Source organism: Paucibacter sp. TC2R-5, from assembly GCF_025717605.1.
Classification (GTDB): domain Bacteria; phylum Pseudomonadota; class Gammaproteobacteria; order Burkholderiales; family Burkholderiaceae_C; genus Paucibacter_A; species Paucibacter_A albus.
In genome coordinates this window covers 204,740-229,225 of sequence record NZ_JAJIRQ010000003.1, presented here as the reverse complement: position 1 = coordinate 229,225, position 24,486 = coordinate 204,740, and the positions used below count along the sequence as shown (strand labels likewise).

21 protein-coding genes are annotated in these 24,486 nt (G+C 61.6%); 19 read left to right on the top strand and 2 right to left on the bottom strand.

Annotated features, from left to right (window positions below; translation table 11 throughout):
• Nucleotides 1-41: 41 nt before the first annotated feature.
• From phbB to LNV08_RS07920, 19 genes are all read left to right on the top strand, one after another.
• Nucleotides 42-779, top strand: coding sequence for an acetoacetyl-CoA reductase (gene phbB, locus LNV08_RS08010; RefSeq protein WP_263533171.1), 738 nt, complete (start codon nucleotides 42-44; stop codon nucleotides 777-779).
• Nucleotides 780-910: 131 nt separating this feature from the next.
• Nucleotides 911-1,726: a TIGR00266 family protein gene (locus tag LNV08_RS08005; protein ID WP_263533170.1), complete on the top strand. Its 816-nt coding sequence runs from the start codon at nucleotides 911-913 to the stop codon at nucleotides 1,724-1,726.
• Between the two features lie 83 nt (nucleotides 1,727-1,809).
• Complete coding sequence (locus LNV08_RS08000) at nucleotides 1,810-2,823, top strand: YncE family protein (RefSeq protein ID WP_263533169.1); 1,014 nt, start codon at nucleotides 1,810-1,812, stop codon at nucleotides 2,821-2,823.
• Nucleotides 2,820-3,641: a polysaccharide deacetylase family protein gene (locus LNV08_RS07995; protein ID WP_263533168.1), complete on the top strand. Its 822-nt coding sequence runs from the start codon at nucleotides 2,820-2,822 to the stop codon at nucleotides 3,639-3,641. The genes LNV08_RS08000 and LNV08_RS07995 overlap by 4 nt, the downstream gene beginning before the upstream one ends.
• Entirely contained in the window at nucleotides 3,634-4,599 is a 966-nt protein-coding gene (locus tag LNV08_RS07990; protein ID WP_263533167.1) for a sterol desaturase family protein, read from the top strand. Before LNV08_RS07995 ends, LNV08_RS07990 begins: the two co-directional genes overlap by 8 nt.
• Nucleotides 4,600-4,640: 41 nt before the next feature.
• On the top strand, nucleotides 4,641-6,170 hold the full coding sequence (locus tag LNV08_RS07985; protein WP_263533166.1) for an acyl--CoA ligase: 1,530 nt from the start codon (nucleotides 4,641-4,643) through the stop codon (nucleotides 6,168-6,170).
• Complete coding sequence (locus LNV08_RS07980) at nucleotides 6,167-7,159, top strand: 2-dehydropantoate 2-reductase (protein WP_263533165.1); 993 nt, start codon at nucleotides 6,167-6,169, stop codon at nucleotides 7,157-7,159. Before LNV08_RS07985 ends, LNV08_RS07980 begins: the two co-directional genes overlap by 4 nt.
• Nucleotides 7,160-7,198: 39 nt before the next feature.
• Nucleotides 7,199-8,092: an EI24 domain-containing protein gene (locus LNV08_RS07975; RefSeq protein WP_263533164.1), complete on the top strand. Its 894-nt coding sequence runs from the start codon at nucleotides 7,199-7,201 to the stop codon at nucleotides 8,090-8,092.
• An 11-nt stretch (nucleotides 8,093-8,103) separates the two neighbouring features.
• A complete protein-coding gene (locus LNV08_RS07970) occupies nucleotides 8,104-8,898 on the top strand; it encodes a competence/damage-inducible protein A (RefSeq protein WP_263533546.1) in 795 nt (264 codons plus the stop codon).
• Between the two features lie 224 nt (nucleotides 8,899-9,122).
• Nucleotides 9,123-10,538, top strand: coding sequence for a type I glutamate--ammonia ligase (gene glnA / locus LNV08_RS07965; RefSeq protein WP_263533163.1), 1,416 nt, complete (start codon nucleotides 9,123-9,125; stop codon nucleotides 10,536-10,538).
• A 126-nt stretch (nucleotides 10,539-10,664) separates the two neighbouring features.
• Nucleotides 10,665-11,180 carry a hypothetical protein gene (locus LNV08_RS07960; protein WP_263533162.1) on the top strand — a complete coding sequence of 172 codons (516 nt, stop codon included), beginning with the start codon at nucleotides 10,665-10,667 and terminating at the stop codon, nucleotides 11,178-11,180.
• 27 nt (nucleotides 11,181-11,207) lie between these two features.
• The gene (glnL, locus tag LNV08_RS07955) at nucleotides 11,208-12,326 is read left to right on the top strand and encodes a nitrogen regulation protein NR(II) (protein WP_263533161.1); all 1,119 of its coding nucleotides are present in this window, start codon (nucleotides 11,208-11,210) and stop codon (nucleotides 12,324-12,326) included.
• Between the two features lie 44 nt (nucleotides 12,327-12,370).
• Nucleotides 12,371-13,873, top strand: coding sequence for a nitrogen regulation protein NR(I) (gene ntrC, locus LNV08_RS07950; RefSeq protein ID WP_263533160.1), 1,503 nt, complete (start codon nucleotides 12,371-12,373; stop codon nucleotides 13,871-13,873).
• A gap of 200 nt (nucleotides 13,874-14,073) precedes the next feature.
• A complete protein-coding gene (locus tag LNV08_RS07945) occupies nucleotides 14,074-14,811 on the top strand; it encodes a carbonic anhydrase family protein (RefSeq protein WP_263533159.1) in 738 nt (245 codons plus the stop codon).
• Nucleotides 14,812-15,141: 330 nt separating this feature from the next.
• Complete coding sequence (locus LNV08_RS07940) at nucleotides 15,142-17,247, top strand: 3-hydroxyacyl-CoA dehydrogenase NAD-binding domain-containing protein (RefSeq protein ID WP_263533158.1); 2,106 nt, start codon at nucleotides 15,142-15,144, stop codon at nucleotides 17,245-17,247.
• Nucleotides 17,248-17,266: 19 nt separating this feature from the next.
• Entirely contained in the window at nucleotides 17,267-18,442 is a 1,176-nt protein-coding gene (locus LNV08_RS07935) for an acetyl-CoA C-acyltransferase (protein WP_263533157.1), read from the top strand.
• 26 nt (nucleotides 18,443-18,468) lie between these two features.
• Nucleotides 18,469-20,262 (top strand): acyl-CoA dehydrogenase, encoded by a 1,794-nt coding sequence (locus tag LNV08_RS07930; RefSeq protein ID WP_263533156.1) that lies wholly within the window; start codon nucleotides 18,469-18,471, stop codon nucleotides 20,260-20,262.
• 11 nt (nucleotides 20,263-20,273) lie between these two features.
• Nucleotides 20,274-20,534: a hypothetical protein gene (locus tag LNV08_RS07925; protein WP_263533155.1), complete on the top strand. Its 261-nt coding sequence runs from the start codon at nucleotides 20,274-20,276 to the stop codon at nucleotides 20,532-20,534.
• A 116-nt stretch (nucleotides 20,535-20,650) separates the two neighbouring features.
• The gene (locus LNV08_RS07920; protein WP_414858699.1) at nucleotides 20,651-21,103 is read left to right on the top strand and encodes a PaaI family thioesterase; all 453 of its coding nucleotides are present in this window, start codon (nucleotides 20,651-20,653) and stop codon (nucleotides 21,101-21,103) included.
• A 48-nt stretch (nucleotides 21,104-21,151) separates the two neighbouring features.
• Here LNV08_RS07920 and LNV08_RS07915 read toward each other — a convergent pair whose 3' ends face one another.
• Together LNV08_RS07915 and LNV08_RS07910 are read right to left on the bottom strand one after the other, a co-directional pair.
• The gene (locus LNV08_RS07915) at nucleotides 21,152-22,705 is read right to left on the bottom strand and encodes a methyl-accepting chemotaxis protein (RefSeq protein ID WP_318014106.1); all 1,554 of its coding nucleotides are present in this window, start codon (nucleotides 22,703-22,705) and stop codon (nucleotides 21,152-21,154) included.
• Nucleotides 22,706-22,771: 66 nt separating this feature from the next.
• Entirely contained in the window at nucleotides 22,772-24,334 is a 1,563-nt protein-coding gene (locus LNV08_RS07910; RefSeq protein ID WP_318014105.1) for a methyl-accepting chemotaxis protein, read from the bottom strand.
• Nucleotides 24,335-24,486: the final 152 nt, after the last annotated feature.

Here is a 24,486-nt window from a genome sequence, read left to right as displayed (position 1 = left end):
AGTCTGGGCAAGCCATCCGTTTTTAATTATTGGAGACAAACATGACTCAAAAAGTAGCTTACGTGACCGGTGGCATGGGCGGCATCGGGACCTCGATGTGCCAGCGCCTGCACAAAGAGGGTTTCAAGGTCATCGCCGGCTGCGGCCCTAGCCGCGACTTCGACAAGTGGTTGAGCGAGCAGGCCGCGCTGGGTTACACCTTTTACGCTTCGGTCGGCAATGTGGCCGATTGGGACTCCACCGTCGAGGCCTTTGCCAAGGTCAAGGCCGAGCATGGTCCGATCTCGGTGCTGGTCAATAACGCCGGTATCACGCGTGACGGCATGTTCCGCAAGATGACACGCGACGACTGGGACGCAGTGATGAACACCAATCTGAACAGCATGTTCAACGTCACCAAACAGGTGATCGAAGACATGCTGGACAAGGGCTGGGGCCGCATCATCAATATCTCCTCGGTCAACGGTGAAAAGGGCCAGTTCGGCCAGACCAATTACTCGGCCGCCAAGGCCGGCATGCACGGCTTCACGATGGCGCTGGCGCAAGAAGTGGCCAGCAAGGGCGTGACGGTCAACACCGTCAGCCCCGGCTATATCGGCACCGATATGGTCAAGGCGATTCGCCCTGACGTGCTGGAGAAGATCGTCGCCACCATCCCGATCAAGCGTTTGGGCAAGCCCGAAGAAATCGCCGCCATCGTCGCGTGGTTGGCCGGTGAGGACTCCGGCTTCACCACCGGCGCAGACTTCAGCTGCAATGGTGGCTTGCACATGGGGTGATTGAGTTCAAGCCCGCATGGGCTTGACGTACAGACGCGGGAGCTGCGGCCTAAGGTTGCAGCTCCCGTTTTTTTGGGGCTTGCTTCACGCAATAATGCCCAGACCGAACTGAATCGTCTGAGGGAACTGTGATGGCAATGGATGTAGTCGACTACGAGATCAAGGGTGCAGAGATGCAGTTCGTCGAGGTCGAACTCGACCCCGGCGAGGCGGCCGTTGGCGAGGCCGGCAGCATGATGTTCATGGATGCCGGCATCCATATGGACACCGTCTTTGGTGACGGCGCGCCGCAGCAGGGCGGCTTCTTCGGCAAGCTGATGGGCGCAGGCAAGCGCCTGGTGACGGGCGAGTCCTTGTTCACGACCGTCTATACCAACCAGACCACTATGAAGCAGCGGGTCGCATTTGCCGCGCCCTTTGCCGGCAAGATCCTGCCCATGGACTTGCGTCAACTCGGCGGCACCCTGATTTGCCAGAAGGATGCCTTTCTGTGCGCGGCGCGCGGCGTCTCGCTTGGCATTGCCCTGCAGCAGAAGATCTCGACCGGCTTTTTTGGCGGAGAAGGCTTCATCATGCAAAAGCTTGAAGGCGATGGCCTCGCCTTCGTCCACGCCGGCGGCACCGTCGTGCGGCGCACGCTGCAGGCCGGCCAGACCTTGTTGGTCGACACCGGCTGCGTGGTCGCCTACACACCCAATGTGTCCTTCGAGATTCAGTATGTGGGCAAGATCAAGACCGCCTTGTTTGGCGGCGAGGGTCTGTTCCTGGCCAAGCTGAGTGGCCCTGGCGAGCTGTGGTTGCAAAGCCTGCCGCTGTCACGCCTGGCCTCACGCATCTTTGCGGCGGCGCCGCAACGCGGTGGCAGTCGTGAAGAGGGGTCGGTGCTTGGCGGCCTCGCCGGCGTTGGCCTACTCGGCGGTCTATTGAGCGGCAATGACGACGAGTAAGGCGACGAGTAGGTGCGTGCAATTACACTCAAAGGGTGGCACTGGCCACCTTTTTTTCGCATGTTTCGATTCAAGGATTCCTGATGTTCTTTCTGTCATGGCCCCGCAGCCTTGTCGTGGCCCTGGGTTTTTCTGTAGCAGCATTCGGCGCTGTGGCAGCCGGTCCAGCCAAACCGATCTTCGTTTTGAACTCATTGGACGCCGACATCAGCGTGGTGGACCCGGTCACCTTCAAACAGATCAAGCGCATCCCGACCGGGAAGGAGCCGCATCACCTGTATTTGTCTCCGGACGAAAAGTCCTTGCTGGTGGCCAACGCGCTGGGGGATTCGTTGACGTTTTTGGATCCCCAAACCGCCGAGGTTCAGCGCGTGGTGCACGGCATCAGCGACCCCTATCACCTGCGCTTTTCGCCCGATATGAAATGGCTCATCACGGCCGCCAACCGGCTGGATCATGTCGATTTCTACAGTTGGACGCCGACCAATAAAACCGAGCCGCTGAAGCTGGTCAAGCGCATCAGCGCCCCCAAGACGCCCAGCCATCTGGCCATCGACAGCAAGAGCAGCACACTCTATGTGAGCTTGCAAGACAGCAATGAGTTGCTGGCGGTAGATATTGCAACGCAGACGCCGCGTTGGAAGATCAAGGTCGGCGAAATGCCGGCCGACATCTTCTTGACCGCCGATGACAAGCACATCCTGGTCGGGCTGACCGGCGACTCGGTGGTCGAGGTCTACGACGTCAGCGCCCCGGGCAACACCGGCGCCAAGCTCGTCAAGCGTCTGCCCACAGGCAAGGGCGCGCATTCCTTCCGCGCTTGGGGGGATAAGCGCCATGTGCTGGTCAGCAACCGCGTGGCCAACACCATCAGCAAGATCGATACACAGAACTTCACCGTCGTTGACAAATTCCCAGGCCCCAGCGGCCCGGACGATATGGAGGTGATGGGTGACGGCAAGACATTGTTGGTGACCTCACGCTGGGCCGGCAAGCTGACGATGATTGATACCGAGACCAAGAAGGTGGTTCGCCAGGTCAAGGTCGGCAAGTCGCCGCATGGCGTCTACACGCTGGACCACCAGCCTCGCCAATGAAAATTGGCCTGCGGCTAGTCGCTAGCCTGCTCGGAGCGTTCTCAGGGCTGGTGCAAGCCCAAACCTGCGCCAAGCCGGTGTTTCTGAGCTTTGACACCGGACATATGGGCGTGGCGCCCTTGATCGCCGAGACCCTCAAGCGTTTCGATGCCCGCGCGACCTTTTTCCTCGCCAATGAGCCGACCAAAACCGGTGGCTGGACCTTGGATGAAGAATGGGCGCCTTGGTGGCGCGAGCGTGCCGCCGAGGGCCATGATTTCGGTGCCCACACCTGGAACCACGACACCTGGCTGGCCGATCTGCCCGAGCCGGGTCAACGCGAGGCGACTCGTTTCAAGGTCAGTACCGCCGCCGGCATTCAGACGCCGGTCCGCCAAGAAATGACGGCCGAGCAGTATTGCGCCAGCCTCAAGCAGGTGAGCGCGCGTTTCAGCGAGATGACCGGCCAGGCGATGGGGCCGATTTTTCGCGCGCCGGGCGGCAAGACTTCGCCGGCGCTGTTGGCTGCCGCGCAAAAATGCGGTTATGTCCATGTGGGCTGGAGTGCGGCGGGTTTTCTCGGCGATGAGTTGAACAGCGATAGCTTTCCGAATGCACAGCTGCTTGAGCGTGCTTTGAAGAGCGTCAAACCGGGCGATATCTTGATGGCGCATCTGGGCATCTGGTCGCGCCAAGAACCCTGGGCGCCGGCGGTGCTGGAGCCGCTGCTGCAAGGTTTGCAAGATAGAGGCATGTGTTTTGCGCCGCTGCGTGAGCATCCGCGCTATCGCGGCCTGTTCAAGATGGCGACTGTGCTGAAAGAGGCGCAGCATGATTGAGTTCTTCAGCGATGCTTTCAGCTCGCTGCAGCAGCAATTGTTCGAGTGGCTGGTGCAACCCTTGGTGTTTGCGCTGGGTGGCGGCAATTTGCTGGAAGACGCTTTCAATGCGACCGGTTGGTTGCTGGTGGGCTTGCTGCAGATCGCGGTGATGCTGCTGCTGATCCGCTCACTTGAGCGCTGGCGGCCGGTCGAGGCGCTTGTGGACAAGGCGGCCGTGCGGGTCGATGTGATTTACACCTTGATTCACCGCCTGGGCCTGTTCAAGCTGCTGATGTTTTTCAGCCTGGACCCCATTTGGGACAGCCTGGCCGGTGCTGCCCGCGTGGCCGGCCTGCCGAGCTTTCAGCTCGATGCTATGTGGCCGGGTGTCAGCGATCTTCCTTGGGTGTCCTTCATCCTGTATTTGCTGGTGTTTGACTTCGTCAACTATTGGCTGCACCGGGCTCAACATGCCTGGAGCTGGTGGTGGGCGTTGCATGCCTTGCATCACAGCCAGCGCCAGATGACGATGTGGAGCGACAACCGCAACCACCTGTTGGATGACATCTTGCGCGACGCGGTGTTCGTCGTGCTGGCGCGCCTGATCGGTGTGGAGCCTGGGCAGTTTGTCGCCTTGGTGGCGATCTCGCAGCTGATGGAGAACTTGCAGCATGCGAATGTGCGGCTCTGGTTCGGCCCCGTGCTGGAGCGCATTTTTGTCAGTCCACGCTATCACCGGCTGCATCACTCGATCGGCATCGGCCATGAGTCGGCCGGGCGCGGCACGCTGGGCGGCCACAACTTTGCGGTCTTGTTCCCGCTCTGGGACATGCTTTTTCGCACCGCTAACTTCGAGCTGCGCTGGGATGCGACCGGCGTGCGTGATCAGTTGCCCGACGAGGGCGGGCGCGACTACGGGCGTGGGTTCTGGTCGCAGCAATGGCTGGGTCTGGGGCGGCTGTTCGGTCGGCGCTGACGATAATGGGCCGCACGCTAACGCTATCCAACGAGCCCCAAATGAGTCCAGACCAAATTTTGTTTGACCTGCTGTCCAAGGGCCAGCCCGAGGCGCCGGCGCTGTCGGCGCCGGGCCGCCCGCCCTTGAGTTTCGCGGCCTTGCGGGACTTGGTGGCAAACACGGTCAGCCAACTCAATGCCTTGGGCCTGGGCGCAAACGACCGTGTCGCCATCGTGCTCAATAACGGCCCCGAGATGGCCGCCTGCTTTGTCGCCTGCGCTTGCGGCGTGGCGAGTGCTCCGCTCAATCCGGGCTATCGCAGCGATGAGTTCGAGTTTTATTTGAACGATTTGCAGGCGCGCGCCTTGATCGTCGAAGCCGGCAGCAGCTCGCCCTCGATTGCCGTGGCCGAAAAGCTTGGCGTGCCTATCTTGCGCTTGGTGGTCGAGGCCGGCGCGCCGGCCGGCGCCTTCGGCTTGAGCAGCGATTTTGAAGCCAAGCCCTTGACCACATCGATTTGGTCGGCGCAGGCCGATGTCGCCATGGTCTTGCACACCTCCGGCACCACCTCGCGGCCCAAGATCGTGCCGCTGTCGCAAGCCAATCTGATTGCCTCGGCCCGCCATATCGGGCAGAGCCTGCAGTTTCAAGCGGATGACTGCGGGCTCAATGTGATGCCGCTGTTCCATATCCACGGCCTGATTGCCGGCGTGTTGGCGCCGCTGGCGGCCGGCTCGCAGGTGTTTTGCACGCCCGGCTTTAATGCCTTGAAGTTTTTTGCCTGGATGGAGGAGGCCAAGCCGACCTGGTACACCGCCGTGCCGACCATGCACCAGGCCATCGTCGCGCGGGCGCGTGGCCATGCCGACCTGATTGCGCGCCAGCCCTTGCGCTTTATGCGCTCGTCGTCGTCATCAATGCCGCCGCAGGTGATTGCAGAGCTGGAGTCGGCGTTTGGTGCGCCCTTGATCGAGGCTTACGGCATGACCGAGGCGGCGCATCAGATGGCCTCTAACCCCTTGCCGCCACGGATTCGCAAGCCGGGCACGGTAGGTCTGGCGGCAGGGCCCGAGATCGCCATCATGGGAGCGGCGGGTCAGTTGCTGGCGGCCGGTGAAATTGGCGAGATTGTCATTCGCGGCCCAAATGTGACGCAGGGTTATGAGAACAACCCGGCTGCCAATGCGGAAGGCTTTTGCAATGGCTGGTTTCGCACCGGCGACCAGGGGCAGCTGGACCTGGATGGTTACTTGAGCATCACCGGGCGGTTGAAGGAAATCATCAACCGCGGCGGCGAGAAGATCAGCCCGCGCGAGGTCGATGAGGTCATCATGGACCACCCGGCTGTGCAGCAGGTCGTCTGCTTCGGCATGCCACATGCAAAGTTGGGCGAGGATGTCGCCGCGGCGGTGGTCTTGCGCGAGGGTGCTAGCTTGGACGAGGCCGGCTTGCGCGCCTTCGTCGCCACCCGACTGGCCGACTTCAAGGTACCGCGGCGGATTCTGTTTTTGAGCGAGATCCCCAAGGGTGCTACCGGCAAGTTGCAGCGCATAGGTCTGGCCGAAAAATTGGGCTTGGGTTCATTATGAAATTCGCCATCGTCGGCGCCGGCGCGATCGGCGGCTTGCTCGGCACCCGGCTCTCACTGGCCGGCGAGGATGTGGTCTTTATTGCCCGCAATCAGAATCTGGCGGCCATTCAACAACGCGGCTTTCGGCTGCTGCTGGAAGACGGCAGCGAGGCTCATGCGAGCGGAGTCCGCGCGGTGCAAAACATGGCCGAGGCCGGGCCGCAAGATGTTGTGCTCTTGACGCTCAAGGCGCATCAGGTGCGCGAGGTTTTGCCGGAGCTGCGCGCGCTGTTTGGCCCGCATACCTTGCTGGTGAGCATGATCAACGGCTTGCCCTGGTGGTATTTTCAAAAGCTGGGTGGGGCCTTCGAGGCTAAGTGCCTAGACAGCGTCGACCCCGGCGGCCTGATCGCCGGCCAAATCGAGGCCGAGCGCATCATTGGCAGCGTGGTCTACCCGGCGGCCGAGCTGGTCGAGCCCGGCTTGGTGCGCCTGATCGAGGGCAATCGGTTTTCGCTCGGCGAACTCGATGGCAGCCGCAGTCCACGCATCGAGGCGCTGTCCCAAGCGCTGATGCGCGCCGGCTTCAAGGCGCCTGTTTCCAAAGACATCCGCAGCGAGCTCTGGGTCAAGCTCTGGGGCAATCTATGCTTCAACCCGATCTCGGCGCTGACGGGGGCAACGCTGGAGGACATTTGCAGCTTCGCGCCGACTGCTGAGTTGGCGGCGGCGATGATGGCCGAGGCGCAAACCCTGGCCGAGAAGCTGGGCGTGAACTTTAAAGTGTCGATAGCGCAACGCATCGCCGGCGCCGAGGCGGTCGGCGCGCACAAGACCTCGATGCTGCAGGATCTGGAGCGCGGCCGAGCGCTGGAGCTGGAGGCGCTGGTCGGCGCGGTCCTGGAGCTGGGGCGCATCACCGCCACGCCGACCCCGCATATCGCGGCGATCTACGCCGTCACCGCACTGCTGGCCCAGACCCGGGCCACGCCCAACAAGCCTCGCTAAGATTGCAGCCTGTGTAGCCAGGGTCGAGGGAAACAAGAGATGGTCAACTCCATGAGTCGGGTCGGCGACGCGTTTTGGCGCGCCGTGGCCTACTGCCTGCATCCGCGGGTGATTTTTTTGTCGCTCTTGCCCCTGGTCTTGATGGCCGGCCTGGCTTTTGCGCTGGGCTATTTTTTCTGGGAACAAGCTGTGGACGGGGTGCGGGCCACCCTGGGCAATTGGCGCTTGGTCGAGTCCTTGTTGGGCTGGCTGGACCATATGGGTGCCGGAGGCCTGCGTTCGGTGCTGGCGCCCTTGATGGTCTTGGCCCTGGCCCTGCCGGTCATCGTTGTCTTGAGCTTGCTGCTGGTGGCTTTGCTGATGACACCCAGCCTGGTGCGTCTGGTCGCGCAGCGGCGCTTCGCCCAGCTCGAGCGCAAGCAGGGCGGCTCTTGGTGGCGGTCTTTGGGATGGTCGCTCTGGCATGTGAGTCTGGCCCTGTTGGCGCTCTTGGTCAGCATGCCGTTTTGGTTGATTCCGCCCTTGGTGCTGATCGTGCCGCCCTTGATCTGGGGCTGGTTGGGCTACAAGGTGTTCAGCTTTGATGCGCTGGCCGAACATGCCTCGGTGGCCGAGCGGCGCCAGCTGATGCGCCAACACCGTCTGCCCTTGATGACGCTGGGTCTGGTGACCGGCTATCTGGGCGCCGCGCCGGCTGCGATCTGGGCCTTTGGCGTGATGGCGCTGGCCTTGGCGCCGTTTTTGATCATTGCTTCGATTTGGCTCTACACCTTGGTGTTCGCTTTTTCGACCTTGTGGTTTACTCATTACGCTCTGGCCGCCTTGCAGGAGATGCGTGAGCTGCGCGCCGGCAAGCGCGCTGCCGAGCCCGAGCTGCCGACGGTCGAAGAGCTGCTGCAGCCAGCACCCGCGCCCCTGATTCCTCCCCTGTGAGCAAAAGAGAAATGAAAATCGGCCTGATCATCATTGGTGATGAAATCCTCTCCGGCAAACGCCAAGACAAGCACCTGTCCAAGTTCATCGAGTTGCTGGCCGCGCGCGGCATGAGCCTGGACTGGGCGCAATACCTGGGCGATGACCGCGAGCATCTGGTGGCGCAGCTGAAGCTTGCCTTTGCCAGCGGCGACCTGGTCTTCAGCTGCGGCGGCATCGGCGCGACACCGGACGACCATACCCGCCAAGCTGCCGCAGCCGCACTGGGGCGAGACCTGACACTGCACCCGCAAGCGCGCGAGCTGATCTGGGAGCGCATCAGCGAAATGGCGGCGGAGCAGGGCGTGACTGCCGACCCGGATCATCCTGACACCTTGCGCCGACTTGAGATGGGCATGTTCCCGACCGGCGCCGAGATCGTCCCCAATCCCTTCAACAAGATCCCCGGCTTCTCGGTCGGTACGGTCTACTTTGCGCCCGGATTCCCGGTGATGGCGCACCCGATGATGGAATGGGTGCTGGACCAGCGCCATGCCGACCTGCACCGAAAGGTGGGGCGGCTGGAGTTGTCGATGATTGTGCAAAGCACGATGGAGTCGATACTGACGCCGCTGATGGTGGCGGTCGAGGCCGAGTTTGCCGGCATCAAGGTGTTCAGTCTGCCCAGCGTGGACCACCCGCAATGGGGGCGCCATATCGAGCTGGGTGTGAAGGGAGACGCCGCTCAACTCGACGCCGCCTACGCGGCCCTGAAAATGGGCGTGCTTCAAACTGGTGCAACCATAGGCACCGAATTGGTGCGCTAATGTGAGGCGCTTTGCACCGCATTGGTGAATAGATGGTAGATGCAAGGCCGGTTCACGCCATAATTCCTATGGCTTCTGGGCTGCACCTTGTTGGCACATAAAGTGCTTAATACAGGATGCGGCGCTTGAAACATGGGCGCGAGCCGATATCTGTTTAACATCGGCGTGAGCCAATGTCTTTTAGAGTCCCTAAACAATTTTCCCCGCTAGCTAGGAGTTTTTTGATGGCCAAGACCGTTGCCGACGTGATGAAGATGGTGCAAGAGAACGAGGTCAAGTTTGTTGACTTCCGTTTCACCGATACCCGTGGCAAGGAGCACCATGTGTCCGTGCCGGTGTCCCATTTTGATGAAGACAAGTTCATTTCCGGCCACGCGTTTGACGGCTCGTCGATCGGCGGCTGGAAGGGCATTGAAGCCTCGGACATGCTCTTGATGCCCGATCCGAACACCGCCAATATCGACCCCTTCTTCGAAGAGCCGACGCTGATCCTGAGCTGCGACGTGGTCGAGCCGGGTGATGGCAAGGCTTATGAGCGCGATCCACGTTCCTTGGCCAAGCGCGCCGAAGCCTATCTGAAGTCTTCCGGCCTGGGCGACGCAGCCTACTTCGGCCCCGAGCCAGAGTTCTTCATCTTCGACAGCATCCGCTGGAACATCGACATGTCCGGCTGTTTCGTCAAGATTGACTCCGAAGAAGCTTCGTGGAACACCGGCAAGGACTACGAGCACGGTAACAAGGGCTATCGCCCGGCCGTCAAGGGTGGTTATTTCCCAGTGCCGCCGGTTGATTCGGGCCAGGACATGCGCTCGGAAATGTGCTTGATTCTTGAGCAACTGGGCATCCCGGTTGAAGTGCATCACCACGAAGTGGCGAACGCAGGCCAGATGGAAATCGGTACCCGTTTCTCGACCCTGGTCGAGCGCGCCGACTGGTTGCAGTTGCAGAAGTACGTGATCGCCAATGTGGCCCATGCCTACGGCAAGACCGCGACCTTCATGCCAAAGCCTATCGTTGGCGACAACGGTTCCGGCATGCACGTGCACCAGTCGATCTGGAAAGACGGCAAGAACCTGTTCGCAGGCGACGGCTACGGCGGCCTGAGCGACTTCGCGCTCTACTACATCGGCGGCATCATCAAGCACGCCCGTGCCCTGAACGCGATCACCAACCCTGGCACCAACAGCTACAAGCGCCTGGTGCCTGGCTATGAGGCTCCCGTCAAGCTGGCTTACAGCGCGCGTAACCGCTCGGCTTCGATCCGTATTCCTTATGTGGCTAACCCCAAGGGTCGCCGCATCGAGGCACGTTTCCCCGATCCATTGGCCAACCCATACCTGTGCTTCGCCGCGCTGATGATGGCCGGTCTGGACGGCGTCGAGAACAAGATCCATCCGGGCGAAGCCGCCACCAAGGATCTGTACCACTTGCCGCCAGAAGAAGACGCATTGGTGCCAACCGTCTGCCACAGCCTGGACCAAGCGCTCGAGTGCCTGGACAAGGACCGTGCCTTCCTGACCAAGGGGGGCGTGTTCACCGATGCTTATATCGATGCCTATATCGAGCTGAAGATGCAAGAAGTGCAGCGCATGCGCATGACCACGCATCCGGTCGAGTTCGATATGTACTACACGCTGTAATGGCCACTTGCGGCGTGCGTGAAACACACGTTACGTCGCACGCTGCCTGTGCATGGCGAAAGGGACGGCTTCGGTCGTCCCTTTTCTTTTGCGATCGCGCCAGCTGCTATGCGCCACAATCCCGTCATGCTTATTCGACCCTTTTCATTGCTTGTAGGCCTGATCAGTGCGCTTTTGCTTGCAGGCGCCGCACAAGCGCAGTCCATCGTTTATCGCTGTCCCGGCCCGCCGGTGCTTTACACCGACGCATTGACGGCCAAAGAAGCGCAGGCCAAGGACTGCCGCTCGATCGAAGGCACGCCGATCACGGTCTTGCCGGCGACGCGGGCAAAGCCCAACCCGGCTGCAGCGCCCAATTCGGCCAGCAGCGAAGTGCGGGGCAGCAGTGAGGGCCGTATCGACCCCAACCAACAACGCACGCGCGATGGCGAGCGCCGTCGAGTCCTGGAGACCGAGTTGCGCGAGGCGCAGGAGCGGCTTGACGCTTTGCAGCGCGACTACGCCGGCGGCAATGCCGAGCGCCGCGGAGATGAGAAAAATTATCAAAAATACCTGGACCGCATGGCCGAACTCAAGGCCAGCATCGCCCGCCAAGAGGTCGATGTGCAAGCGCTCAAGCGCGAGATCAGCAAGCTGCCATAGCTTGTTCATTCATTGGGAGGGCCGGCCATGAACCCCTTGCGCCGAGACCCTTCCGGCTTTGAAGCCTTCGATATGTTGGCCACCATGGTGGCCGTTGTGCGCCCCGACGGGGAATGCCTGTTTGCCAATGCCGCGTTCGAGAACGTGATGCGCTTGTCGCGCCGGGCGGTGGAGCGCAGCAATCTGTACGACTGGTTTGCCGATGCGGGCCGACTCAGCGACACCGTCACCGGTGTGGCCCGCAACGCCTATTCCAGCAGCCGCTTTGACGCGCTGCTGCGGCGTAGCAACTTGCCGCAAGAACTGCCGCTGCCGGTGCATGTGATCGTCTCGCAGATGGATAACAGCGAAGATCAGGTGCTGATCGAGCTGATCGAGAACGCCCAGCAGACCCGCCAGGACCGCGAGGAGCGCACGCTCGATCAGGTGCAGGCGACCAAGGAGCTGACGCGCAACCTGGCGCATGAGATCAAGAATCCGCTCGGCGGCATCCGTGGCGCGGCGCAGTTATTGGCGCTGGAATTGCAACCCAACACGATCGGCCCCGAGTTGTCCGCTGAGTTGGCCGAGTACACCGAGGTCATCATCCACGAGGTCGACCGCCTGCAGTCGCTGGTCGACCGCCTCTTGGCCCCGCATCGCCATGCGCAGGTGGTGGGAGATGTGAATATCCATGAAATCTGCGAGCGGGTGCGTCAGCTCACCTTGGTCGAGTATCCGCGCGGGCTCTTGATCAAGCGCGACTACGACATCTCTTTGCCGGACTTTCGCGGTGACCGCGAACAGCTGATTCAAGCGGTATTGAACATCGTGCAAAACGCCGCGCAAGCGCTGCAGCAACGCATTGCGGATGCCGACGCGCAAGACCCGGCCTGCATCACGCTGCGTACGCGGGTCGCGCGTCAGGTGACGATTGGCAAGCAGCGCTGGCGCCTGGCATTGGAATTGCATGTGGAAGATAACGGCCCCGGCGTGCCGGCCGAAATTCGAGATCGCATTTTTTACCCCTTGGTGTCGGGGCGAGATGGCGGCTCGGGTCTTGGCCTGACGCTGGCGCAAACCATCGCTCAGCAGCATCAAGGCATGCTTGACTGTGAAAGCGAGCCGGGCCGGACCGATTTTCGTATGACCCTGCCGCTTCCTTGATGGGCGGGGTTTGAACGGCGCTGATTCGCTACAGGACCTTCTGCATGAAATCTATCTGGGTTGTTGATGACGACCATTCCATTCGTTTCGTGTTGGAAAAAGCGCTGACGCGCGAGGGCTTGCCGGTGCGCTGCTTCAGCAACGCGCGCGATTTGCTGGCAGCCTTGGATGAAGACAGCCCGCAGGTGCTGGTGTCTGATATCCGTATGCCGGGTGGCTCAGGTCTTGATCTGCTGGCCAAGGTGAAGGCGCGCTTGCCGCATCTGCCCGTCATCATCATGACCGCCTATTCGGACCTGGACAGCGCCGTGTCGGCCTTTCAAGGCGGCGCGTTTGAATACCTGCCCAAGCCCTTTGATCTGGCCGCTGCGGTCGAGTTGATTCGCCGTGCGCAGACCGAGAGCATGCGCGAGGCGGTTGGCGAAGCCGCCGCCGCCGAGGTGCCCGAGATGCTGGGTCAGGCGCCGGCGATGCAGGATGTGTTCCGCGCGATCGGGCGTCTCAGCCAAAGCCATGTGACGGTCTTGATCACCGGTGAGTCCGGCTCGGGCAAGGAGCTGGTGGCGCGTGCGCTGCACAAGCACAGCCCGCGCTCGGAAGGGCCGTTTGTCGCCATCAACACTGCGGCCATCCCCAAGGATTTGTTGGAGTCCGAGCTGTTCGGCCATGAGCGCGGCGCCTTCACCGGCGCGCAGGCCACGCGGCGGGGCCGCTTCGAGCAGGCCGATGGCGGCACCTTGTTTCTCGATGAAATCGGCGATATGCCGCTGGAGTTGCAAACGCGCCTCTTGCGGGTCTTGTCCGATGGGCAGTTCTACCGTGTCGGAGGCCACAGCCCCTTGCGCAGCAATGTGCGCGTGATTGCCGCTACTCACCAGAACCTGGAAGCACGCGTGCGCCAAGGCGCGTTCCGCGAGGATTTGTTTCACCGCCTGAACGTGATCCGCCTGCGCCTGCCGCCGCTGCGCGAGCGGCGCGAAGACATTGCCGTGCTGGCCAAGTTCTTTTTGCAGCGCAGCGCGGCCGAGTTGGGCGTCGAGCCCAAACGCCTGACTGACGCGGCGCTGGCCTTGTTGCTGGACTTTGAGTTCCCGGGCAATGTGCGGCAGCTGGAAAACATCTGCCATTGGCTCAGCGTGATGGCGCCTAGCCAGGTGGTGGAGCCCAAGGATTTGCCGCAAGAGTTGCTGCAGCCGGGCTTGGGCTTGAGCATCGAATCGCCGGATGCCGCTGCCACTGAGGCTGCGCCCTTACCCTTGCCATTGCCGGCGAAAGCCGCCCAAGCCTTGCCCGCTGCCGCGCCGGCCATGCCCAGCTTTGGCGCCGGCCCCGACGCCTGGGTGGCCGAAGTGTCGCGCGAGGCGCGTCGCTTGCTGGCGGCAGGCGAAACCGATGTGTGGGACAGCCTGACGCGTCGCTTCGAGGCCAGCTTGATCTTGGCTGCCTTGGACCTGACGCGCGGGCGGCGCATCGAGGCGGCTCAAAAGCTGGGCATAGGGCGCAACACCATCACCCGCAAGATTCAGGAGTTAGGGCTGGATATCTGAGTTTTTCGCTCTTGATGAATGCGATGCGAAGGGCATTTTTCGCCCCATGCAGTGCGACGATGCTGGACTAATTTGGAGGATGAAGGGGCAGACTAACGAGGGCGGCGACCGCTCTTTTTCTCAGCCGAATTAATGGTGCCTGCGATGACCCGAGGCCGCTAGACTATGTCCTCCTCGTCATCATCGAAAGTGAGTACAGCATGAACGAACGTCGTGGATTCTTGGCGGCAGCCGGAGCGATTGCCGCGTCCAGCCTTGCGGCCTGCGCAGGTCAAGGGGGCGCCTCGAGCGAGAGCCGCAACGCCGGGGGCGTGTGTGCCGCCTTTGATAAATCACGTCAAGAAGGCACCTCGCCGGATCAGGCGCTTCAAATGCTGCAGGACGGCAACGCCCGCTTCCTCAGCGGCAAGAGCGTCAACTGCGATCTGCTCGCTCAAGTCAGGGCCACCGCCAGCGGTCAAGCGCCATTTGCAGCGGTGGTGGGCTGTATCGACAGCCGGGTGCCGCCGGAGTTGGTGTTCGATCAACAAATCGGTGACATCTTTGCCGCCCGCATTGCCGGCAACTTCGTCAACACCGACATCATTGGCAGCCTTGAGTTTGCGACCAAGCTGGCCGGCGCCAAGCTGATTGTGGTGCTTGGCCACACAGAATGCGGCGCGATCAAAGGTGCGGTGGATGATGCCAAGCTGGGCAACCTTACAGCCACTCTGGCCAATATCCGGCCTTCGGTGATCAAGATCAAGCCAGTTGATGGTCCGCAGACCTCTAAGAACAAGCAGCTGGTGCAAGCGGTCGCAGATCAAAATGCCAAAGACGCGGCGGCCATGCTGAGCGCTCGCAGCGAGGTCTTGAGAGAGCTGGTCAGCGCAGGCCAGTTGAAAATCGTCGCCGCGATGCATGATGTAGGTACGGGCAGGATTAGCTGGCTGAGCTAGTCATCCCCCGCGATTCTTAGCTCTCGAGGCAAGGCTGTCGCGGCCAAGGTCTTTAGAGTGCGGATCGGGAGCTGCAGCATTGCTGATCTGCAACTGATCTGCCGCTGACCGAGGCCCGCCGAGGCAGTGCGTTACTGTCCCGGCACCTTGGCGCCTTTTCTTGGCGCCTCTTGGCTGCTGCCTCCTTATAAACCCGTAGCAAGCCTGGGCGTTTTTGTCACGCCAGCGACATCATTTCGGCCTCTTTGCTGCCTAAAATCGAACGATCGTTCTATTTTAGGCGGGACCTGTTTTTCGCAGGCTCTGCTCCTTTTCCAACAAGGGGTCAGCATGACAGCCACTTACGAAGTCCGCGGCCAGGTCGCCGTGATCACATTGAACAACCCACCTGTCAATGGCATGGGGCTGGTGACCCGCCAGGCGGTGGCGGCCGGCATCAATCGGGCCGAGGAAGATGCGGCCATCAAGGCCGTGGTCATCACCGGCGCCGGCGCGGCTTTTTCGGGTGGTGCCGATATCAAGGAGTTCGGCAGCCCCAAGGCGCTGGCCGAGCCGAACTTGCTCAGCCTGATCAGCCTGGTCGAGGCCTGCTCCAAGCCTGTGGTGGCCGCGATCCACAGCGTTTGCATGGGCGGTGGCTTGGAGCTGTCGCTGGGCTGCCATTACCGTATTGCGGCCGCCGGCACCAAGGTCGCGCTGCCCGAGGTCAAGCTGGGGCTCTTGCCCGGCGCCGGTGGCACGCAGCGCTTACCGCGCGCTTTGGGTGTCGAGCCGGCGCTGAATATGATCGTCAGCGGGGAGCCGGTGAATAGCGAGTTACTCGCCCAGGTGCCGGGGCAAAAGTTGTTCGATCGCATGGCCAAAGGCGACCTGATGGACGAAGCGTTGGCGCTGGCCGCCGAAGTGGCCGATGTTCGCCCCTTGCCGCGCGTGCGTGATCTGAAGGCGCGCTTCATTGACAAGGCCGCAGATCCGGATGCTTTCTTCCAGTTCGCCCGCAATATGGTCGGCGGCATGAGCAAGAACTTCCCGGCGCCGCTGCGCTGTCTGGAAGCGGTTGCGGCTTCGGTGTCTATGAAGTTTGACGATGGCATCAAGGCCGAGCGGGCCGGTTTTGCCGCGCTGATGGTCACGCCGGAATCGGGCGCCTTGCGCCATGCCTTCTTTGCCGAACGCGCCACCACCAAGATTGCCGATGTGCCCAGCGACACGCCAACCCGCACGATCGCCAAGATTGCCGTCATTGGCGCGGGCACCATGGGCGGTGGCATCAGCATGAACTTTTTGAATGCCGGTCTGCCTGTCGTGATGCTGGAGACCAAGCAAGAAGCCTTGGACCGCGGCGTCGCAACGATACGCAAGAACTACGAGGCGCAGCTCAAAAAAGGCAAGCTCAAGCAAGACAAGCTCGAGGCCCGCATGGCGCTGCTGAGCACAACGCTGAGCTATGCCGACATCGGCGACGCCGATCTGGTGATCGAAGCGGTGTTCGAAGAGATCGTCGTCAAGCAAGCGGTCTTCAAACAGCTCGATGAGGTGATGAAGCCTGGCGCGATTCTGGCCAGCAATACGTCGACCTTGGATCTGAACGCGATTGCCAATTTCACCAAACGTCCGCAAGACGTGGTTGGCATGCATTTCTTCAGCCCGGCCAATGTGATGAAGCTGCTCGAAGTGGTGCGCGGTGCAGCCACGGCCAAGGATGTGTTGGCGACTGTGATGGCGCTGGCCAAGAAGATCCGCAAGACGGCTGTCGTTTCTGGCGTATGCGATGGTTTCATCGGCAACCGCATGATCGAGCAGTACAGCCGCCAGGCTGGCTTCTTGCTCGACGAGGGCTGCTCGCCGGCGCAGGTTGACCGCGCGGCCGAGAAGTTCGGCTTCGCGATGGGGCCGTTCCGTATGGGTGACTTGGCCGGCAATGACATCGGCTGGGCGATCCGCAAGCGCCGCTACCAGGAGAAGCCGAATCTGCGTTACTCCAAGTCCGCTGACCTGCTGTGTGAGCTGGGCCGCTTTGGTCAAAAGACGCAGGCCGGCTGGTATGACTATCAAGCGGGCAAGCGCGACGCTATCCCCTCGCCGGTGGTGGCCGAGATGCTGGACAAGCACCGCGCTGCACTAAGCATCACGCCGCGCCAAATCGGCGATGACGAGATCGTGCATCGCTTGGTCTATTCGCTGGTCAATGAGGCGGCCCATTTGCTGGAGGAAGGCATCGCCCAGCGCGCTTCGGATGTGGACATGGTCTATCTGACTGGTTATGGCTTCCCGCTCTGGCGCGGCGGGCCTATGTGCTATGCCGACCAGGTGGGGCTGTTCAACGTGGTGCAGGCGATGAAGCGCTTCGCCAAGAATCCGCTTGATGACGCCGAGTTCTGGCAGCCGGCGCCGCTGCTGGCTCGCTTGGTCGCCGAAGGCAAGACTTTTTCCTAATTGAGAGTGAAAGCACATCATGACTAAAGCCGTCATCGTTTCCACTGCCCGCACCCCTTTGGCCAAGAGCTGGAAGGGCGCTTTCAATATGAGCCATGGCGCCACTTTAGGCGGCCACGCGGTCAAGGGCGCCGTTGAGCGCGCCGGCATTGACGCCGCAGACATTGAAGACGTGGTGATGGGCTGCGCCTTCCCCGAAGGTGCGACCGGCAACAATATTGCCCGCCAAGTCGCGCTGCGCGCCGGCCTGCCCATCACCGTCGGTGGCTTCACCATCAACCGCTTTTGCTCCAGCGGCCTGCAGTCGATTGCGCTTGCCGCGCAGCGCATCATCGCCGGCGAAGCCGAGGTGTTTGTGGCCGGCGGCGTGGAGAGCATCTCCTGCGTGCAAAACGAAGCCAATCGCCACATGATCAGCGACCCTTGGCTGGCCAAGAACAAGCCTGAAATTTATTGGAGCATGTTGCAAACGGCCGAGAACGTGGCGACCCGCTACAAGATTGCCCGCGAACGCATGGACCAATACGGCGCGCAGAGCCAGCAACGCGCTTGCGCAGCGCAAGCCGCCGGCCTCTTCACGCAGGAGATCGCCCCCATGAACGTGACGATGGGCGTGGTCGACAAGGTGTTAGGCCTGAGCACGCGTGAAGTTACCGTTAGCGTCGATGAAGGCCTGCGCGAAGGCACCACGTACGAGGGCATCAAGGATCTGCGCAGTGCCGTGCCCGGCGGCCTGGTGACTGCGGGCAATGCCAGCCAGTTTTCTGACGGCGCCGGTGCTTGCGTGCTGACCAGCGAGCGCTATGCCGAGGCGCACGGTCTCAAGCCGCTGGGCCGCTTCTTGGGCTTTGCGGTGGCGGGCTGCGAGCCCGACGAGATGGGCATTGGCCCGGTCTACGCGATCCCCAAGGTTTTGAAGCGACTGGGACTGACGGTCGCCGACATCGACCTCTGGGAGTTGAACGAAGCCTTTGCCGTGCAAGTGCTGTATTGCGCCGACACTTTGGGCATCCCTATGGACAGGCTCAATGTCAACGGCGGCGCGATCGCGGTGGGCCACCCTTATGGTGTGTCGGGCCAGCGCCTGACCGGCCATGCACTGATCGAAGGTCGCAGGCGCGGCGCCAAGAAGGTATGCGTAACGATGTGCATTGGCGGCGGCATGGGCGCGGCCGGCATATTTGAAGTGCTCTGAGCGGCTTCCTCGATTAGGGACAAGGCATGCGACAAACCCTGGACTTTCTGCTCAACGATTGGCTGGGGGTGCAAGACCTGACCCTGCGCGCGCGCTTTGCCGAGCATAGCGGCGAGACATTTGCCGCCGTGCTCGATACCTGCGAAAAAATCGCCCGCGAAAAGTTCGCACCGATTGCCCGGCTGACCGATACCGAAGAGCCGCGCTTCGATGGCGAGCGCGTGCACTTGCCAGCCGCCACCAAGGCCGCGACCGATGCCTATGTGGCTTCGGGCATGTTGGCGGCCGCGCAAGACTACGCGATCGGTGGCATGCAGCTGCCCTGCGTGATTGAGATGGCGGCGAATGCCTTTTTCAGCAAAGCCAATGTGGCCCTAGGCGCCTACGCGATGCTGACCGCCGGCAATGCCAATCTCTTGATGGCGCATGGCACGGCCAAACAGCGCGAGGTGTTTGCGGCGGCCGAGTTCGAAGGACGCTGGTTCGGCACCATGTGTTTGAGCGAGCCGCAGGCGGGCTCGTCCCTGTCGGACATCACCACTCGGGCCGAGCCGGAATTTGCCGACGATCCGCTGGGCTCACGCTTTAGGTTGTGGGGCAACAAGATGTGGATCTCGGCCGGCGAGCACGAGCTGAGCGAGAACATCATTCACCTGGTGTTGGCCAAGATTCCCGGCCCGGACGGCAAGCTCGTCGCCGGCGCGCGCGGGATTTCCTTGTTCATCGTGCCCAAGAAGATGGTGGGTGCCGACGGCCAGTTGACTGGCGAGCGCAACGATGTGCGGTTGGCTGGCTTGAACCACAAGCTCGGCTTTCGTGGCACCAGCAACTGCTTGCTGAACTTTGGCGAGGGTGGGGCAGGCGCCGTTGGCTATCTGGTCGGCCAGCCCGGCGAAGGCCTCAAGTGCATGTTCCACATGATGAACGAAGCGCGTATCGGCGTGGGCCTGGGCGCTGCGATGTTGGGTTACGCGGGTTATGAAGCCAGCTTGGCCTATGCCCGCCAACGCTCGCAGGGCAGGACGATCGGCCCTGCTGGCAAGGATGCCACCCAGCCGCAGCGCCCCATCATCGAACATGCCGACGTCAAGCGCATGTTGCTGGCGCAAAAGAGCTATGTCGAGGGCGGCCTGGCGCTGGCGCTGCTCTGCGCGCGCTTGGTCGACGAGCAGCACAGCGGCGCGGCCGAGGCGGCCAAGGAAGCCAAACTGGTGCTGGAGGTCTTGATCCCCATCGTCAAGAGCTGGCCCAGCGAATGGTGTCTGGAGGCCAACTCGCTGGCGATACAGGTCTTGGGCGGTTACGGCTACACGCGCGATTTTCCGGTCGAGCAATATTGGCGCGACAACCGGCTGAATATGATTCACGAGGGCACGCATGGCATCCATGGGCTTGACCTCTTAGGCCGCAAGGTCGTGATGAACGGCGGCGAAGCCTTGTTCGCGCTGGCTGCGCGCATCAACTTTACTGTGGAAACCGCTCTGCAACAGCCTGAGTTGGCGGAGCTTGGCAATGCCTTGGCTGCGGCGCTTGCAAGTGTCGGCCGCGCTACCAAGAATGCCTGGAGCAGCGGCGAGCCGGAAGAAGCGCTGGCCAACGCCACACCCTATCTGCAGGCATTTGGTCACTTGGTGCTGGCCTGGATTTGGCTGGATGTGGCCTTGAAAGCGGGGCAGGGAGCGCCAAGCGACTTCGCCCAGGGTAAGCAGGCGGCTTGCCGCTATTTCTTTGCCTATGAATTGCCCAAGATCGAAGCTTGGCTGGGCGTGGTCAGCCGCCGCGAGCCCTTGTGCAAAGATATGCCGGATGCTTGGTTTTAAGGGACAAACTGATGGCTGAAGAAGCGGGTGGCAGACGAGTCAGCGCCAAGGCCCTGCTCTGGATAGAGCGCCTGGTCTGGATTTTTATCTACGGCGGGCTCTTGGTCTTTGTCGTGGGCCTAGCACTGTGGCAGTTCGGCCCGCATAGCGTGGGCGGCAAGGGAGACGGCATGACGGACGCTGAAGTATTGGCTTACCTGCTGCTGGGCAAGGGCGCCTTGGCCGTGCTGGCCGGCGTGCTGATGATCTGGCTGCGCTCGCGCTGGAAGTAAGCTTGTGTCAACCACAAGCGGCTATCCTTGGCGCATTGCAAGCAGCTTTGGAGCTCTTTTCGCCCATGCCAAATTCAAAAATACAGTCAAAAACACAGTCAAAAGCACAAGCCACTTTGAAGTTCCCGGTTCACATCCCCTTTGTTGAGCAGTTAGGGCTGGACCTGCACAGCATGGGCCACGGTCAGGCGGAACTGCGCGTCGACCTGAAGGAAGGCCACCTGAACTCCTGGGAGGTCGCGCATGGCGGCGTCTTGATGACCATGCTGGATGTGGCGATGGCGCATGCCGCGCGCAGCATTCATATGAGCGCGGCCGGCATGGGGCCGGGCGTGGTCACCATCGAGATGAAGACCACTTTTATGCGGCCGGGCGAGGGTGAGTTGCGTGCCGTGGGCAAGTTGCTGCATGGCACGGCGACGATGGCTTTTTGCGAGGGCAGTATTTACGGCGAAGACGGCAAGCTCTGTGCGCATGCCACGGCCACCTTCAAATACCTGAAGGCGCTGCCGGCGCGCGGGCGCAGCGTCAAGAGCTTGCAGCGCGCAGGAGCTGACGAGCCCGTCTGACAATCTCAGCCGATAGCCTCAGCCGAAAGCCTCAACCGAACAGGGCTTTCAGCGCAGCTTGAACACCGCCACCACCTGCACCAACTGATCGGCTTGCTGGCGCAAGCTCTCGGCGGCGGCGGCGCTTTCTTCCACCAAGGCGGCGTTTTGCTGGGTCACCTTGTCCATCTGCGTGATCGCCTCACCGACCTGCGCGATGCCCGAGCTCTGCTCCGAACTGGCCGCGCTGATTTCGCCGACGATATCGGCCACCCGACGGATTGAGCCGACGATCTCGGTCATGGTCACGCCCGCCTTGTCGACCAAGGCCGTGCCAAGCTCTACCCGCTCCACGCTGGCGTTGATCAGGGTCTTGATTTCCTTGGCGGCCTCGGCGCTGCGCTGAGCCAGCGAGCGCACCTCGCTGGCTACCACCGCAAAGCCGCGCCCTTGCTCGCCGGCGCGGGCCGCTTCCACGGCCGCATTCAGCGCCAGGATATTGGTCTGAAAAGCAATGCCGTCGATCACGCTGATGATGTCGGAGATTTTCTTCGAGCTGTCGTTGATGCCCTTCATCGTCTCGACCACTTCGCCCACCACCGCGCCGCCTTGCTGGGCCACGGTGGAGGCGCTGAGTGCCAATTGATTGGCTTGTTTGGCGTTGTCGGCGTTGTTGCGCACGGTGGAGCTGAGCTCATCCATGGTGGCGGCGGTTTCTTCAAGTGCGCTGGCTTGCTCTTCGGTGCGCTGGCTCAGGTCGGCATTGCCTTGGGCTATCTGGCCACTGCCGGTGGCCACGCTTTCGGAGTTTTCCCGCACGCTGGAGACAATGCCTTGTAGGCGGCGGCGCATTTCGTCCAGGGCCTGCAGCAGTTGCGAGGTTTCGTCCTTGCCGTTAACGTTCAGGTCTTGCGTCATATCGCCTTCGCTCATCGCCCGCGCGCCGGCGGCGGCATGCGCCAGCGGCGCCGTCACATGGCGGCTGATGGCCAGACCTAGACCCACGCCTGCTGCCACGCCAAGCAAAATCAAGGTCACGGTGATGTTGCGGCTGTTTTCATACAGTGCGTCATTGCCGTCTGACACCGCCTTCGCCTCGACTTCTTTGAGCCGGGACAGGGCCGTCAAAGCCCGGTCGACTTGTATGCCATGCGGCGTGACGTCGGATTTGATGAACTTGATGCTTTCGTTGGAGCCGCTCAAGTCGGTGGCTTGGATGCGTTTGACCAAGTCCTGGGCGATCTGCTGATCCTTCTCGGACAAGGCGCGCAAGTCTGCCAGCGCAGCGCGGCCCTTGTCGCTGGTGCTGAGCTTGGCTGCTTGTTCGAGCAAGTCGGCATATTTTTTGCGTGCCTCGCTCATCAAGGCCAGGGCCTGATCGCGCTCTTGGGCATCTGTTGCCAGCAAGGTGTCCCGCACCGCCACCAGGGCCTGCAAGCGCTGCGCATTGGCCTCCTTGATCAAGGACAGCCCAACCAGCTCCCTCTCATAGAGCCGGGTGTCCGCATCGTTGATGCGTTTCATATTGAACAGGGCAAATGCCCCAAGTGCTGCGCCAATCAGGGCGACAGCACAAAAAGCCGCCACCAACTTGGTGGATATCTTGTAGTCGGACATTTGCATGAAAAATCTCCCGGTTGGTGGGTGATTGAATTTTGACGGCGGAATCGAATTGGCGCTCGGCTTTGCTCAGTGCCTGCCACTGAGCTTGAACACCGCCACCGCTTGCACCAACTGTGCCGCCTGTTGGCGCAAGCTTTCCGCCGCTGCCGCGCTTTCTTCCACCAAGGCCGCGTTTTGCTGAGTGACCTTGTCCATCTGGGTGATGGCTTCACCGACTTGCGCGATGCCGGCACTTTGCTCCGTGCTGGCGCTGCTGATCTCTCCGACGATATCGGTGACGCGGCGAATCGCAGTGACGATCTCGCTCATCGTCACGCCCGCCTTGTCGACCAAGGCCGTGCCAAGCTCGACCCGCTCGACGCTGGCGTTGATCAGCGTTTTGATCTCCTTGGCCGCTTCCGCGCTGCGCTGCGCGAGTGAGCGAACCTCACTTGCGACCACCGCAAAGCCGCGCCCCTGCTCGCCGGCGCGAGCCGCCTCGACGGCCGCGTTCAGAGCCAGGATATTGGTCTGAAAGGCGATGCCATCGATCACGCTGATGATGTCGGAGATCTTGCGTGAGCTTTCGTTGATGCCTTTCATTGTTTCCACCACCTCGCTCACCACCGCGCCACCTTGGCTGGCGACGGTCGACGCGCCCAGGGCCAGCTGATTGGCTTGCTTGGCGTTGTCGGCGTTGTTTCGCACGGTGGAGCTAAGCTCATCCATGGTGGCCGCTGTCTCTTCGAGTGCGCTAGCTTGCTCTTCGGTACGCTGGCTCAGGTCGGCATTGCCTTGCGCAATCTGGCCGCTGCCCGTGGCCACGCTTTCGGCGTTGTCGCGCACTTGGGCGACGATGTCTTGCAGCTTTTGCCGCATCGTCTCTTGAGCGCGCAGTAGGTCTGCGCTTTCGTCCTTGCCTGTCGCCTGCAAGGCCTCGCTCATGTCAAAGTTGCTCATGCGCTCGGCCGCCGCCAGCGAGCGTTGCAAGGCCGTCACCACATTGCGGCTGATCATCAGCCCCAAGGCCACACCGCCGGCGATGCCCAGCAGGATCAAGCCTATGGTCAGATTGCGGTTGCTCGCATAGGCGGCGTCGTTTTCTTCATCGATGCGTTTGGCGTTTGCTTCCTTGAGTTTCGCCAGCACGGTCAGCTGATCATCCACCTGGGTGCTCAAGGGCGTCAGCGTGCCGAACATGAATTCAACCGCCGCCGCATTGCCTGCCGGACTTTCGTCGGCCAGCTTGCCGTTCATTGCGCCGACAGCGATTTCGAATGCGTCCCACATGCCTTTGAGCTTGAGCATTGCCGCTTGACCTTTTTCGGTCCAGAACAAGGGGTCCGCTTGCTTGATATTGTCTTTGGCCAAGGCCATGTTCTTGCGCAGCGATTCACGTGACTTGCCGCGCCCGTCGGGGTTGGTGGCCAAGAGGGCGTTGCGCAGATCGCGCTCGACGTAAATCAGGTCGATATTGGCTTCCTTGATGAAGGAGACTGCCTTGAACTCTTTGTCGTACATCTCGCTGGCAGCTTTGTTCAGCTGTGCCATCTTGGTCAAGCCGAGTATGCCGATCAACGCCCCGATAGCCGCCACCAATAGAAACCCGGCGATCAGCTTGCTGCCGATCTTGTAATTCGACAGATTCATGGGTTTGCTCCTGAAGACCCGCTGTATGAAAAGGGTACAGAGCATTCGCTCAGGCCCCGGCTGCGCATGGGAGGCTATCGGCCTCAGTTTGTTGAACTTGAGCGGCCAGGGTCTCAAATTCATGCCGCAGGTACTGTTATGTCGCCCAAGGG

Bases quoted from the DNA above. Each gene is read 5' to 3' on its own strand.
- phbB (WP_263533171.1), top strand. From the start codon at position 42: ATGACTCAAAAAGTAGCTTACGTGACCGGTGGCATGGGCGGCATCGGG.
- LNV08_RS08005 (WP_263533170.1), top strand. From the start codon at position 911: ATGGCAATGGATGTAGTCGACTACGAGATCAAGGGTGCAGAGATGCAG.
- LNV08_RS08000 (WP_263533169.1), top strand. From the start codon at position 1,810: ATGTTCTTTCTGTCATGGCCCCGCAGCCTTGTCGTGGCCCTGGGTTTT.
- LNV08_RS07995 (WP_263533168.1), top strand. From the start codon at position 2,820: ATGAAAATTGGCCTGCGGCTAGTCGCTAGCCTGCTCGGAGCGTTCTCA.
- LNV08_RS07990 (WP_263533167.1), top strand. From the start codon at position 3,634: ATGATTGAGTTCTTCAGCGATGCTTTCAGCTCGCTGCAGCAGCAATTG.
- LNV08_RS07985 (WP_263533166.1), top strand. From the start codon at position 4,641: ATGAGTCCAGACCAAATTTTGTTTGACCTGCTGTCCAAGGGCCAGCCC.
- LNV08_RS07980 (WP_263533165.1), top strand. From the start codon at position 6,167: ATGAAATTCGCCATCGTCGGCGCCGGCGCGATCGGCGGCTTGCTCGGC.
- LNV08_RS07975 (WP_263533164.1), top strand. From the start codon at position 7,199: ATGGTCAACTCCATGAGTCGGGTCGGCGACGCGTTTTGGCGCGCCGTG.
- LNV08_RS07970 (WP_263533546.1), top strand. From the start codon at position 8,104: ATGAAAATCGGCCTGATCATCATTGGTGATGAAATCCTCTCCGGCAAA.
- glnA (WP_263533163.1), top strand. From the start codon at position 9,123: ATGGCCAAGACCGTTGCCGACGTGATGAAGATGGTGCAAGAGAACGAG.
- LNV08_RS07960 (WP_263533162.1), top strand. From the start codon at position 10,665: ATGCTTATTCGACCCTTTTCATTGCTTGTAGGCCTGATCAGTGCGCTT.
- glnL (WP_263533161.1), top strand. From the start codon at position 11,208: ATGAACCCCTTGCGCCGAGACCCTTCCGGCTTTGAAGCCTTCGATATG.
- ntrC (WP_263533160.1), top strand. From the start codon at position 12,371: ATGAAATCTATCTGGGTTGTTGATGACGACCATTCCATTCGTTTCGTG.
- LNV08_RS07945 (WP_263533159.1), top strand. From the start codon at position 14,074: ATGAACGAACGTCGTGGATTCTTGGCGGCAGCCGGAGCGATTGCCGCG.
- LNV08_RS07940 (WP_263533158.1), top strand. From the start codon at position 15,142: ATGACAGCCACTTACGAAGTCCGCGGCCAGGTCGCCGTGATCACATTG.
- LNV08_RS07935 (WP_263533157.1), top strand. From the start codon at position 17,267: ATGACTAAAGCCGTCATCGTTTCCACTGCCCGCACCCCTTTGGCCAAG.
- LNV08_RS07930 (WP_263533156.1), top strand. From the start codon at position 18,469: ATGCGACAAACCCTGGACTTTCTGCTCAACGATTGGCTGGGGGTGCAA.
- LNV08_RS07925 (WP_263533155.1), top strand. From the start codon at position 20,274: ATGGCTGAAGAAGCGGGTGGCAGACGAGTCAGCGCCAAGGCCCTGCTC.
- LNV08_RS07915 (WP_318014106.1), bottom strand. From the start codon at position 22,705: ATGCAAATGTCCGACTACAAGATATCCACCAAGTTGGTGGCGGCTTTT.
- LNV08_RS07910 (WP_318014105.1), bottom strand. From the start codon at position 24,334: ATGAATCTGTCGAATTACAAGATCGGCAGCAAGCTGATCGCCGGGTTT.